Annotated in this window: 9 protein-coding genes; all 9 read right to left on the reverse strand. The window is 60.0% G+C overall.

Annotated elements, in window-relative coordinates:
• Positions 1–2: 2 nt before the first annotated feature.
• The 9 genes from ICA15_RS21485 to alg8 all read right to left on the reverse strand — a co-directional run bounded on the left by ICA15_RS21485 (position 3) and on the right by alg8 (position 12,855).
• Entirely contained in the window at positions 3–1,178 is a 1,176-nt protein-coding gene (locus tag ICA15_RS21485; protein ID WP_150603714.1) for an alginate O-acetyltransferase, read from the reverse strand.
• Between the two features lie 10 nt (positions 1,179–1,188).
• Positions 1,189–2,754: an MBOAT family O-acyltransferase gene (locus tag ICA15_RS21490; RefSeq protein ID WP_150597484.1), complete on the reverse strand. Its 1,566-nt coding sequence runs from the start codon at positions 2,752–2,754 to the stop codon at positions 1,189–1,191.
• 207 nt (positions 2,755–2,961) lie between these two features.
• A complete protein-coding gene (locus ICA15_RS21495; protein WP_210554559.1) occupies positions 2,962–4,086 on the reverse strand; it encodes a mannuronate-specific alginate lyase in 1,125 nt (374 codons plus the stop codon).
• A gap of 8 nt (positions 4,087–4,094) precedes the next feature.
• A complete protein-coding gene (locus ICA15_RS21500; RefSeq protein WP_210554560.1) occupies positions 4,095–5,555 on the reverse strand; it encodes an alginate O-acetyltransferase in 1,461 nt (486 codons plus the stop codon).
• 10 nt (positions 5,556–5,565) lie between these two features.
• Positions 5,566–7,137, reverse strand: a complete 1,572-nt coding sequence (gene algG / locus ICA15_RS21505) for a mannuronan 5-epimerase AlgG (protein WP_210554561.1) — start codon at positions 7,135–7,137, stop codon at positions 5,566–5,568.
• Positions 7,138–7,163: 26 nt separating this feature from the next.
• Positions 7,164–8,651, reverse strand: a complete 1,488-nt coding sequence (locus ICA15_RS21510; RefSeq protein ID WP_150603718.1) for an alginate export family protein — start codon at positions 8,649–8,651, stop codon at positions 7,164–7,166.
• Positions 8,648–10,156, reverse strand: a complete 1,509-nt coding sequence (algK, locus tag ICA15_RS21515) for an alginate biosynthesis TPR repeat lipoprotein AlgK (protein ID WP_210554562.1) — start codon at positions 10,154–10,156, stop codon at positions 8,648–8,650. The genes ICA15_RS21510 and algK overlap by 4 nt, the downstream gene beginning before the upstream one ends.
• Before the next feature lie 9 nt (positions 10,157–10,165).
• Positions 10,166–11,335, reverse strand: a complete 1,170-nt coding sequence (locus ICA15_RS21520; RefSeq protein ID WP_150603720.1) for an alginate biosynthesis protein Alg44 — start codon at positions 11,333–11,335, stop codon at positions 10,166–10,168.
• 35 nt (positions 11,336–11,370) lie between these two features.
• Positions 11,371–12,855, reverse strand: a complete 1,485-nt coding sequence (gene alg8 / locus ICA15_RS21525; RefSeq protein ID WP_411959664.1) for a mannuronan synthase — start codon at positions 12,853–12,855, stop codon at positions 11,371–11,373.
• Positions 12,856–12,879 lie beyond the last annotated feature (24 nt).

A 12,879-nucleotide genomic window follows, 5' to 3' on the forward strand; every position in this document is an offset into this window, starting at 1 on the left:
TTTCAGTTTTGCGCCCGGTCGGGCGTCTCGGATTTAGTGTTTGCAGCTACGTTTTGTTGGCGTGCGCCGGCTTGTTTAAGCTCTGCGACCCACTGCGGGTCGGCGTCACCGATTTCGTTGTTCACAGGCAGATAACGTTCAGGAAACTCCCAGATCAGCACTTGTGGCGGGCTGTTCTTGAAGTCATCGCTTTTGAGGTAGCTGAGCATCGGCAGGATCGGGCCGTGGCCGTCTTCGGCGTAGCTCACGACGTCGCTGTGCAGCGCTTGTTTCAGCGCACCGACGAAGTTCCAGTTCGGGTTGGCGCTGTAGCTGGTACCGATCAGCGCGACCGGCACTTCGCTGTTGGCGAACAGTGCGTCGTCACCGCCAGGTTGCTCGCCAGCGGCTACGGTGTTGCGCTTTTGCAGCGGCTCTTGCGCCGGCATCAGGTTTTCGAACAGCGGATCAAGCGGCAGGAACAGACGCAGATCGCCCTTGTGCGTGACCTTTTCCGCTGGCGTGGTGACGAAACGCTGCGGCTCGCCGCTGAGCGGGAACTTGTCGGCGATGGTCTTGGCCAGGGTGTTGGCGGCAACTTCGGCACCCTCTGGCGTCCAGTGTGTGTCGGTGCGCAGGAACACTTGCTGACCGTTCTGCTTGGCTTGTTGCAATGGCTTGAGCAGATCGGGCGCAAGGATCTTGTCCGCCGCAACCCGTGCGTGGAAGTCCTCGTAAAGGTTGGCGTGAATGCTCGCCGGTTTCACTTCACCCAGGTGCTCCGGGTACAGACGAACCTTGGCCGGCACGATCGCCATCACCAGTTTCACGCCTTTGTCTTTCAGGGTCTGGCGCACGCCTTCAACCAGCGCGTAGTTGCCTTGCAGGTTCAGCTCTTCGTTAACGATCGGGTTGAATTCCTCATCGCTGTACAACCACTGATCGCGACCGAGCACGACGCCCGGACGACCTTCGTTGAACAGTTTGAAATCCAGCGCGGCCCAGAGGTTGGTGCCCAGACGCTTGATCGGAAACTCTTCGTCGTAATGGGTTTCCACAGCCTTGGTCCAGCGGCCGTTGAGCACCGTCGCGTCGGCGTTGGTGCTGAAGCCGAAGAAGCTGCGAACCGACCACAGGCCCAAGACCAACAGGGTCACCAGGAACAGGGCGATGTAGAAGATGCGTAATGAGCGGGTCATGTCAGATCCCTCAGAACTGGAAGTAAAGGAACGGCGAGAAGCTTTGCGCCGAGAGTTTGAGAATCGAGGCAATGAACAGCAGCAGAATCACGGCGCGCATTGCGTAGCGCGACCAGTCAGCCGTCCAGTAGGCCGCTTGCACCTGGGCTTCGACGCCGACGGTGTAGCCTGGCTCGTGGATGCTTGCCGGGTTGTCGCCGGGCACCGCTTTGATCATTCCTGGAGTTGCAGTGGCAGGGCCGTCGGCCTCGACGTTGACTTCAGGTTTGGCCTTGACCGGTGGCTGATTGGTGTACAGATCACGCAGGCCGAAGAACGCCAGCGTCACGTACGCCACCACCAGAGTTGCCACTTGCAGACCGGTGAGGCTGGCCTGATTGAGTTCCGACAACGACCATTCGCCGAAGCTGAACATCGCGCCGTACATGCGACCGGCAACGTGCAGGTTCTCTGCGCGGAAGATCACCCAGCCCATCACCACCAGCAGGAAAGTCAGTGCCCAGCGGATCGGGTTGAGACTGCGTGGCGAGGTGTTCAGGCCCAGCGCTTTCTCGATGGCCAGCCACATGCCGTGCCAGGCGCCCCAGACGATGTAGGTGATGTTCGCGCCGTGCCACAGACCACCCAGAAGCATGGTCAGGAACAGGTTGCGATAGGTCATCAACGTACCTTTACGGTTACCGCCAAGGGTGATGTACAGGTAGTCACGCAGCCAGGTGGACAGGCTGATGTGCCAGCGACGCCAGAACTCGGTGATCGACTGACTGATGTACGGCTGCTTGAAGTTTTCCATGAAGCGAAAACCCATCATCAAGCCCAGACCAATCGCCATGTCGCTGTAACCGGAGAAGTCGAAATACAGTTGCGCGGTATACGCCAGCGCACCCAGCCAGGCATCGCCCGTGGTCGGGTTTTGCAGGGCGAAGCAATGGTCGGCAACTACCGCCAGGGTGTCGGCGATGAAGACCTTCTTGATGAAACCCTGCATGAACCGCGTGCAGCCCTCGGAGAACTTGTCGAGGGTGTGCGTACGGTTGTTGAACTGATCGGCGAGGTCACGGAAACGCAGAACCGGGCCGGCGATCAGGTGCGGGAAGATCGCCACGAATGCTGCGAAGTCGATCAGGTTGCGCGTCGCCGGGGTGTCACCGCGATACACATCGATGATGTAGCTGATCGACTCGAAAATGTAGAACGAGATACCGATCGGCAATAGCACGTGGGTCAGGATGAACGGCGACAGACCGACCGAGGTCATCATCGCGTTGATGCTGTCGACGCCGAAGTTGGCGTACTTGAAGTAGCCGAGGATGCACAGATCCACTGCCACGCCGAGCAACAGCCAGCGTTGCGCCGGTTTGGTCCGGACGCCGGCAGCACCGACTTTCAGGCCGATCCAGTAGTTCCACAACGTGACGGCAGCGAACAGCGCCAGGAAGTCCACTCGCCACCACGCATAGAACACGTAGCTGGCAAGTAGCAGCAGCAGATTGCGATAACGAATCCCGCTCAGGTAGTACATGCCGAGAAAGATCGGCAAGAACAGAAACAGGAATACGTTGGATGAAAATACCATCCCGATCTCTCCAGTTTTAACCAACAGTCAAGGGCCAAAGCCCCCCCAAACCCCCCACCGAAAAACCGGAGGGCCAACTCAAATCTCAAACCTGATACCTACCCCTGCAGGAGCTGCCGGAGGCTGCGATCTTTTGATTTTGATTTTCAAAAGACAAGATCAAAAGATCGCAGCCTTCGGCAGCTCCTACAGGGTTTTGCGTTTGGCCTAGGAGCCCTTTTCGCCCTTTTCGTGGGACGGGTCGTAGACCTTGGTCAGATCCCCGCCAAGGCGGAAGGTCTTGAACGGTTGCATATCGCGCTTCTTCTCGATCACATCGGCCGGGCAGGTGTAGAGGGTGCAGAACGGTTCGAGCCAGGCGAATTTGGAGTCGACCTTGAGGTCGTCCATGTCTTGCTCTTTGCCGTTCTTCTTCTCGAATTCATCCGGGTCTTTCACCCCCGACAGCACCCGATCACCCAGACGTTTCAGCGCACTGTTGTTTTCCTGACGCAGATCGACACCGTTGACCTGCGCAAAACTGGCGATCATCGCCAGCGGCGGCAGGGCGTAGTTGTGGTAGGCGAGGGCGCGTTGCTGGCGCTTGAGTTCGTTGGGCAGGAAACCGTCGGCATCAACCTGATTCACGCCGACCTTGTATTCCTTCACCGCCCAGTCAAACAGGTCGCGACGGTTGGTGGCGATGGACGTCGCCATTACCGACCACGCCGCCCAGTACGAATGGTTGTTGGTTTTTTCCAGCGGCAGGTTGTCCCAATCGCTGACGACCTGGTCGGCCATTTTGCTGAACCATGCCTCGATCAACTGCGCTTGCTGCTGATGCTGCGCCAGCGGATGCGAGTCGGAGAATTTCAGGCGAATGTACGAAGAGGCCATGCTGCCCAGCGCCCATTTGCGCATCGACTTGCCGGTGTGGTTGAAGTCTTTCGACATCAAGGCGTCAGCCTTGGCCCAAGCGGTCAGCCAGTTGAGCGTGCATTCGAGCTGCTCCGGGCGACCGTCGCGCATGAATTGCATCACGCGTTTAGCGGTGCCGCGTTCCAGCGTGGTGATGTCTTTGGTAGTGTCGCGGAAGGCTTTTTCCGACTGCACGTTCAGGGTCGAACGGGCCTTGTCCGAGCCTTCGTATTTGCTGCGAAATTGCAGCGCGCCGGTGTACGGCGTCGGCATTGCATCGCAGCCTTCGCTTTTGTCGCCAGTCTTGAATTTATCCACAGGGGCGAAATAGCCCTGAGGTGGACGCAGTGGCGCGGCGGCCTGCGCGGTGCCGGCGAAGATCGCCAGCCCGAGCAGCGTCGGCGCTAAAAGAGTTTTCAATTTCGGATTTCGCATAGCAGACCTCATTGCCCGACCTGAGCGGTTTGTTGCCCAGCGCCCGGGAATACGTTGCGTTTGCAGATTTTCGCTTCGACTTTCTGTGGCGCGGCGCCCGCTTCCGGGCCCTGGACTTCGACTGCCAGCAGGTTTTGCGAGGCCCAGTCTTCGTCCGTGCGCAACTCAAAGGCGAAACGACCGTCGGTGTCGGAGGTTTCCGGCTTCTCGATCTTGATGTCCTCGTGGCGACCGTTCATGTACCAGAGGGTGGCTTGCAGGGTTTTCACCGAGGTGTCGGCGAAGCGAATGTCGACCTGATGGCTGCTGTTCTGCAGGTTCAGGTTCTTGCTGTTGACCATTAGTTCTTGCTTGCTGCCCGGCTTCAGTGTGGCGCTGCCGGTCATCTGTGCATCTTTGCCTTCGCAGCCGTTGTCGAGCAGCGCCATCATCTGGCGGTAGATGGTTTCCTGGTCGAGGCGATACAGCGGCGAGAATTCCCAGATGAGAATTTTCGGCGGGGTTTTCTGGAACTCGTCGCTGCCCAGGTACTGCAACATCGAGCCTTCCAGACCACCGCCCGGGAACGCGACGTTGAGGATGTCGGCGCCGATCGACTCTTCGAGGAAACCGGCAAAGTTGTAGTTTTTGCCACTGTGCGAGGTGCCGACCAGGGTGATTTGCGGGTTGCCGGAATCACCGAACAGGTCGCCGTCGCCCGCTTCGCCTTTCGGCTCGGTGGTGAACTGGTCCATGTACTGGATCGCGTAACTGGTGCCGCACAGTTGCCCGGCCATGTTGTGCAGGGTGCCGGTCTTGCCCATGCGCCCGGACTTCTTGGTCTCGAACTCACGCTTGGGAATGTCGGCGAAGGCCGGGATCTGCTTGACCTTCTCGGCGACGATTTTCGCCGTGCGCTGCGCGCCGTATGGCGTCCAGTGCTGGTCGCCACGGAAGTAGAAATCGTGGGCGGGCAGGGTGTCTGGCAGCGATTCGTTGGTCAGCGGCGACAAGTCCGGCACCACGTAACCCATCTTGGCGAAACGGCCGAGCATGGTCTTGTAGTTGCCCAACGCTTTCTCGTAATCGAACGCGGCTTTTTCCTGCGGGTTGAGCTTGTTGCGGTTCACCAGACCACGGGTCGGCTGATAGACAATCACCAGCTCGACGCCTTTGCTCTTGAACGCATCGTGCAGTTGCTGCATGCGTTTGTAGCCGGCCGGGGTGGTGTTGAACTCGGTGCGCAGGTCTTCCTGGGTACGGAACAACCAGTCGCCTTGCGCCTGTACCAGCGTGGTGAAGTTCTGCTGATAGCGCGTGGTGTAATTCTTCGCGTCATGCGCTTCCGGGCACAGGTTGCAGCACGGATCAGCGGTGAACCTGGGCGGTGTGACGGCGCTGGCTTCATCTGCGCGGGCGCCATTGCTGGCCGCCAGAATGCCCATGGTCAGGGCCGACAGGCTGAGTAATTTGATCAAGTGTGGGTGCATAAAATTATCCTCAGTCCTGCATTTCGGTCTGGCGTTCGACAGGGTCGATCAGCACGGCTTTCTGCTGGCGCACCAGCAGGTCAAGAATTTCATCCTGGCGCTCGCCGAGGATGCCGTTGAAGCTGATGCCGCTGGATTTGGTCGGCGCCAGCATCGATACGCGATACAGCTCAACACTCAAGGGCGAGTCGATCGACAACGGACCGCTGCCATTGGCCGCCAGTTCACCGCCGACCACGATCAGCGATACCTGCGCATCGAACGGATCGAGCTTGATGTCGCGGTCGGTGTCGGTCAGGTCTTTGATGTGGCCGTAGACGCCGGTCAGACCGTTGGCCATGGCGATGTTTTCGTAGAGGCGGATGTTCACGCTGTTACGAATGCGGATGCCGTGGCGCTTGTTGCTGATGACCTTGTTGCCCCACAGCAGATTGTCGGCAGACTCGTAGAGGGTGATGCCGTCGGTGTGGTTCTTGTAAATCTCGTTGTAGGCAATGATGTTGTTGACGCTGTTCCGGTCGATCACCAGGCCCGAGAGTTTGTTGTCGTAGCTTTTGTTGTTGAAGATGAAGCTGTCGTTCACTTCACGGGAAATGATGATCCCGTGCTTCTTCTTCGTACCGTAAACGGTGTTCTCGGCAATGATCAGGCCGTGAGAACGGTCGTGTGGGTCGATGCCGTAGACGATGTTGTCTTTGTAGGTGTTGCCCTTGACCACGAAGTCGCGGGTCTCGTAGCAGTAGAAGCCGTACCACATGTCCGAGAATTCGGAACCGACGATCCAGCCAGTCGGCTCGGCGCGCTTGAGGACCTTGGCCATGTTCGGCGTGTACTGGGAAATACTCACGCCGTACGACTTACTGTTGGCGTAGCCGAAGCTGGCCATCTTGCTGTTGATGATGTAAGTCTCGGTGCCCCCCCAGGCGAGCAGGAACGGGCGGAATTCTTTCGGCGAACGGAAGGTTGCCGGGCCGTTTTCCTTCTCGCGCCAGCCAGTGATTTTGGTATCACGCACGAACAGCTGACCGTCGTTGACCAGGAACGAACCGGCCTCTTGGGACAGGCGCAATTCCTGGGTCTGGCCGTCGATTTCGAGGATGCCTTTACGGCCAACCACGATCGGCAACTTCGCCAGGTACACGCCCGGCGAGGTTTCGCTGAAGTACTGCTTGGGCAGTTTCTTCGCCAGATCCTTGAGGTTCATGTAGCCGTCGTCGACGAAGATCGCCTGCGGAATACCGTGCTGACGCACCACCCACTCGGCCATCTTGTTGTCGCCGCCGATGAAGTCCTTCAGAGCGTCTTCCTGCATCATCCGGCGCACACTGACCTTGCCCGCCTTGCTGCGAACGATCTTCGCGGCGGCGGCTTCGGCGGTGTAGCCGGAGATGTCCGGCAGTGTCGGCGCGGCCAGGTTCAGCGCCTCGGTCGGTGCGCTGCTGACGGTGTAGGTCTTGGCTTGTTGCAGCTCTTTCGCCGTGGTCGCTGGCTTCGCCGGCTCCACGCTGGCGAAGGCGCCTGCCGAGGCCAGCAGCATCGCGCCGGCCAGCAGGCTGAGTGAGCCTTTGCGGGCACTGTTCATGTCGGGCACTCCCTTGGCGGTTGGCATCAGAAGCGCCAGATCACGTCGATGAACGCGCGGTGCATGTACGAATCAACCTGCTTGCCGTAGGCATCGCCCGGCTTGAACACGCCGCCACGGAAACGCACCAGGGCCGAAGGCTCATCGATCGACTGGCTCAATGCGGCCGGCAACAGGCCTTGCTTGAAGTACTTGGTGACGACCAGATCCATCTCCTGACCCATGTCCTTGTTGCCGTCTTCAAGCGGCAACGAGGTGCTGGACAAGATTGCGCCGGTGACGTCGTCGGTGTTGTTCTCGACGGCGTTGATACCGTTGCTGCCGACTGGCTTGTTGCCGTCGACGCGCCAGAATTTGTGGTAGATCAGGCTGGCGTCGTACTCGTCGTTGAGCATCCACGAGCCGAACAACGTAGCGGTCTGCATGTTGTTCATTTCGCCACGGAACGCTTCGCCGAAACGGTGAACGCGTGAACGTGTACCGGTGTAGTTCGAGCGGTTGCTTTCCAGACCGGTCTGTTCGTAATCGGCGCTGGCGCGGGCATACGCGGCACCGACTTGCCATTGCGGATCGAGGCGCAGACGCACACCGATGTCAGTGGCCCAGCCGTTGACGTCATCGCTGCGTTTGGCTTGCGTCGGGCGGCTGCCATCGGCGTTCAGCGCGTTGACCGTGTCGCGGTCGCCGCTCATACCGGTGATGCTGCCCCAGTAGTTGACGGTGTTGGTGTTGCGCCAGTTGTAGGCATCGCTGTCGGCAGTCAGGCCAATCCAGCTGATGTCGCCATTCTCTTTCTTGTCCAGCGAATCGCCGGCAACGCCGGGTTCTGGATAGTCGAGTTTGCCGTCATCGTGAGTATGGTGACCGCGAATCCCGACCCAGTTGCCCGGTGTCCACTGATAGGCAGCATCGGCGTAGGCGTGCAGGCGATCCTTGTCTTTCGGCGCCAGCTCTTTGAGGTCAGTGCGGTACTCGCTGAAGCGTTCGGCAACACCGGCGTTGGCACGCAACAGGGTGGTGTCGAAGGTCCAGTTCAGCGCTTCGATGTTGGTGTCGCGCCATTGGCCGTCGTCATTGCGCAGGCGCTGGCGACCGAGCTTGAGCATCTCGCCCGGGTAAGGCGTCAGGCCGCTGTAGCCGACCCAGAATTCGCGCATCGCCAGGTAGTTTTTCTTGGTCTTGCGATCACCATTGTCGGTGGTCTGGGTGCCGTCGCTGTCGGACTGCTGCAGGGTGTCGGTCTCGATGATGTCGGTCGAGGTCACCGCTTGGCCCATGGCGTAGGCGCTCCACGCGCCGCTCTCGCCGTAGACCCACGGACGCAGGTCAAGGCCGACACCGTTGACGTCGCCGCCGCTGGCGGTACCGAGGTCACGGTCGTCTTCGGACTGGCCGGTGATCTTCACTTCCAGGCCGAAGTTCTTGCTTTCAGTCATCGCGGCCAGTGTCGGGCAAGACCAGATCAGCGCGAATGTGAGGCCAATGCCGGCCTTCACGAATGGATTGAGCTTCATAGTTTTTCCTCGCCGTCTTCTTCTTGCAGGGCGTGCAGTTGCAGCGTGTTCGGGTTCAGGGCGCCACGGCTGGCCTGTTCCTGTTGCAGCAGGCGCTGGGCTTCGGCCAGACGCTCGGGCGGCAATTGAGCAGCGATGGTGGTCGCCAGTTCATCGGCTTGCGGCGTGTTTTGTGCCTTGGCCAGTTGGCTGAAGACATACGCGTTGAGCGGGTCGGGCTTGGTGCCTTTGCCTTGGGAGAACAGTTGGGCGATGGCGAAATCGGCGCTGTTCTGGCCGTTGCGCGCAGCGGTCAGCAGATGGTCGAGAGCCTTCTGCGGGTAAACCTTGCCCAGGTAACCACGGCGATAGATCTGGCCAAGGTAATAGTCGGCGGCGACTTCACGGCCAACGGCTTTCTGGAAATGTTCTTCGGCGACCTTCGCATCGGCCGGAACCACTTTGCCTTCGTAGTAGAGCTTGCCCAGCAACAGCTCGGCGCGTGGCTGGTCGGCGGCGCGGCCGTTGTCCAGGTACTTCATCATCTGGTCGACGTCGCCCAGTTCCGGGAAGTCGTAGAGCAATTGCGCGAGGGTGACCCACGACGCCGGGTAGCCTGGAGCGATCGGCTCAAGCAACGACTGCGCGGTTTTCTCGTCAGTCTTGCCCAGAGTCGAATCGGCCAGTACACGGGCAACCGAATCGACGCGCTGCGCAGTGACGGTGCCACGGCTGTAAGCGGCCTGCATTTGCTTGATCAGCTCGGCCTGTTGTTCTGGCTGGGCACGTTTCTGATAGACCGTGGCCAGTTCGACGTAGCAGATGTCGGTGGTGTTGAGCGCGGCTTTGCAGATTTTTTCCACGTCATCCAGATGCTGGTCGTAAGTGCCCTGGGTGCGATACAGCAGCACCTGCGCCAGACCTGCTTCCGGGTAGCCGGATTTGCGCCACTGATCGATCTGCTGCTGAGCGTTGATGTTCGGGAAGCTGTGCGGGTATTGCAGGTAGAGCATCGCCAGCGGGATCAACGTGTTGCCTTCGCCATTGGCGGCGGCTTTTTTCAGCAGGGTTTCGGCTTCGTGGTGCTCGGCTTCGGTCGAACCGGGCTTGGCCACCAGCAAGCGACCCAGACGTGCCTGAGCACGCGGCGAAACACTGGCCGCTGCGCGATAAGTCGCTTCGGCCTGTTTCATTTGCGCAGGGTCGCGGCTGTCGACCTGGATATCAGCGAGGCCCACTTGCGCTTCGCTGTAGCCCAGATCGGCCAGTTGCTGATAATTCTGCGCAGCAGTGGCGGTATCGCCACGCTTGAGCGCTTCGTTGGCCAGACGCTGATCGGGCAGGCCGGCGCAACCGGCCAGACTGACTGCCAATGCCAAGGCACACACTGATCCTTTGTGGGAGCTGGCTTGCCAGCGATTCAGGCGACTCGGTGTTTCAGCTGGACCACATTGATCCGATCGCTGGCAAGCCAGCTCCCACAGGGATCGTGGCGTTCTGAAAAGACTGGTGATAGTCACAGGCATGTCCTCGACTTAAAGACCGGCAGCCATGGCTTTGTCGATCAGCCAGTTCAGGTTCGGGCCACGGTCGCTGTTCACTTCCACCGGGCGGCCGGCGAGGCTGCTGTCGAGCGACTCGTCAGGCTTGATCTGCACGCGGATGTCGGAGGACAGGTCGGCGCTTTTCAGGCTGGTGCTGCTGACGATCTTGCCGGTGCGGATCTTGTCTTCGCCGGCGATCTGGAAGCTCACCGGGGTGCCCGGACGCACGTCGCCGAACTGGCGATAGGAGAAGCGTGCTTCCACATTGGCCTCGGTGTTGCGCGGCACCAGTTGGAAGATCACGTCGCCCTTGCTCGCGTATTGACCGTCAGCCACCAGTTGCTGGGCCACGGTGCAATCGCACGGCGAGGTGAGGGTGCCGGTCATTTGCTTGCCGAACAGTTCTTCAACCTTGGCGGGCGACAGTTGATCTTCCTGCATGTGGCCCTTGAGCACGTCGAGCATGCTGGTGCTGAAGGTCGCCAGTGGCGCGCCTTTGGCCGCAACGCCGTCGGACTTGATCAGGCTCTGCACGGTGCCGTCACGCGGCATGGTGATGTTCATGCCCGGCACGCTGACCAGACCGGCCTGTGCATGGCTGACGAAGTACATGCCGTACACCGATTTGGCAATGAAACCCGCCGCGATCAGACCGACCGCGAAGATCCCGGCGCTGAACGTCACGGCTTTCAGACGCCCGAACGGGGTCATGCCGTGGCCGCCGTCCTTGACCTTGCGCGCCTTGGTGAAGTTGTCGCGCTGCAGGGTCGCCAGTACTTCACCCATGCTGACGATGTCGCCGGCCAGGTGCGAAGTGATCAGGTGGCGCAGGGTGGAAATATCCTGCGGCTCAAGGTTCTGGAATTGGCAACCCGCGCGGCCGGTCTGGCGGTCAAAGGAACGCACTTGCAATTCGACGTCCATGGCCAGGCCAAGGTTGTCGATGACGAATTGCAGACGCGCCTTGTACACCTCGCCGATGGTCAGCGGCAGTTGACCGGCGTTAAACGCCAGGCCACCGGCGGACAGGTCGAGGACCCGCGCCTCCATCGGCGTCCGGTCGGGGCCGAAGAAACGCAGTTTGGCCGGGATTTTCACTCGGGCGTGCTGGCGCTGGGCTTCGGATTCATGCACTACGTTGGCGTTGACGGCGGTATTCATAGGGGCGATTTCCTTGTTAATTCAATAGGGGCGGGTCAGACCATCATCAGCAGCACGGCGACGAAAATGCTGCCGGCGGAGAAGGTCATGGTCCGAGACGACCAAGTGTTGAACCAACGTTGAAAGCTGGCGAGATCACGGGTCAGGGAAGTGGGCTGGCGAGTCCAGGATTGTTGGTCGAGGCGGAAGAACACGTAGATCTTCACCAGCGCACCGACGATCTGGTTGTAATAAAGAATCGCCGGGTAAGCCGGGCCGATCTTGTGCCCTGAGCAGGACAACAGCAGCGTCAGAATCAGGCGGGTGATGCCGATCCACAGCAGGTACACCAGGATGAACGCGGTGCCGTACTTGAAGCTGGCGATGATTGCCACGGTCAGGCCGAGCAGCGACGTCCACATCGACACGCGCTGGTCGAACAGCACCACCGAGGTGAAGGCGCCGAGGCGTTTCACACCCAGGCCCAGCGCTCGCGAGTTCTGGCGCAGGTTGTTGCCGTACCAGCGGAACATCAGTTTGCGGCTGGCCTTGATGAAGCTCTTTTCCGGCGGGTGTTCCACGGTGTGGATCGCCGCGTCCGGCACATAGAACGTGTCGTAGCCAAGGCGCATCAGGCTGAACCAGCTCGACTTGTCGTCGCCGGTCAGAAACTTGAAGCGGCCCAGGCGCCAGTGTTGCAGCGAGTCGCTTTCCACATCGGCGATGAAGTCCGGATTGGTCACCACGGAGGCGCGGAATACCGACATCCGGCCGGTCATGGTCAGGACGCGTTTGGACAGGGCCATCGAGCACATGTTGATGTGGCGCTGGGCGAAGCGCAGCTTGTGCCATTCGCTCATGATGTAGCCGCCGCGCACTTCGCAGAATTCGTTGGTGGTCAGGCCGCCGACGTTGCCGAACAGCTGGAACCACGGCACGGTTTTGCGCACTACGCCTTCGGCGAGCACGGTGTCGCCATCGATCACGGCGACGACGGCGCGGTCGTCCGGCAGGTGGCGGGAGATCGCGCGGAAACCGTAGGCCAGGCCATCGCGTTTGCCGGTGCCGGGAATGCGCACGAAGTCGAGTTTCACTCGATCCGGCGGATTCATTCGCGCCCACAGCGCTTTGACCAGCAACTCATCGGACATTTCGACGATGGAGCAGACCATGGTGGTCGGCAGTCCGCAGTCGATCGCTTCGCGGATCACCGAGCTGTAGACCTGCGCTGTGGTCAGCGCGTCGATACGAAAACTGGTGACCATCAGGTACACGTGCGACGGATCTGCCGCCTTGCCCAGCTTGCGCACTTTACGGCGCAGGTGCGGGTAGACGATGTAGAGAAAAATCATGCCGCGCACAAAGTGCGTTGCACCCATCGAGTAGCGCCAGATACCCACGGCGCCAATCAGGAAAATGAAGTCCTTCGACTCGGAGTCGAATGTGGACGTGGGCAGCATCAAGGCCAGGCCCATCAGCAGACTGAGATAAAAAAGCCAGCCGGCGGATTGCAGAAAAAAATGTTTGAGCTTGTTCGACATGACCGTCATCCGAAGGTGAGAAGG

Source organism: Pseudomonas sp. P116 (assembly GCF_020149425.1).
GTDB lineage: Bacteria > Pseudomonadota > Gammaproteobacteria > Pseudomonadales > Pseudomonadaceae > Aquipseudomonas > Aquipseudomonas anatoliensis.

What these genes read in the sequence shown, in the direction of transcription:
- ICA15_RS21485 (WP_150603714.1), bottom strand. Translation starts at nt 1,178, where the DNA reads ATGACCCGCTCATTACGCATCTTCTACATCGCCCTGTTCCTGGTGACC.
- ICA15_RS21520 (WP_150603720.1), bottom strand. Translation starts at nt 11,335, where the DNA reads ATGAATACCGCCGTCAACGCCAACGTAGTGCATGAATCCGAAGCCCAG.
- ICA15_RS21490 (WP_150597484.1), bottom strand. Translation starts at nt 2,754, where the DNA reads ATGGTATTTTCATCCAACGTATTCCTGTTTCTGTTCTTGCCGATCTTT.
- algG (WP_210554561.1), bottom strand. Translation starts at nt 7,137, where the DNA reads ATGAACAGTGCCCGCAAAGGCTCACTCAGCCTGCTGGCCGGCGCGATG.
- alg8 (WP_411959664.1), bottom strand. Translation starts at nt 12,855, where the DNA reads ATGTCGAACAAGCTCAAACATTTTTTTCTGCAATCCGCCGGCTGGCTT.
- ICA15_RS21495 (WP_210554559.1), bottom strand. Translation starts at nt 4,086, where the DNA reads ATGCGAAATCCGAAATTGAAAACTCTTTTAGCGCCGACGCTGCTCGGG.
- ICA15_RS21500 (WP_210554560.1), bottom strand. Translation starts at nt 5,555, where the DNA reads ATGCACCCACACTTGATCAAATTACTCAGCCTGTCGGCCCTGACCATG.
- ICA15_RS21510 (WP_150603718.1), bottom strand. Translation starts at nt 8,651, where the DNA reads ATGAAGCTCAATCCATTCGTGAAGGCCGGCATTGGCCTCACATTCGCG.
- algK (WP_210554562.1), bottom strand. Translation starts at nt 10,156, where the DNA reads ATGCCTGTGACTATCACCAGTCTTTTCAGAACGCCACGATCCCTGTGG.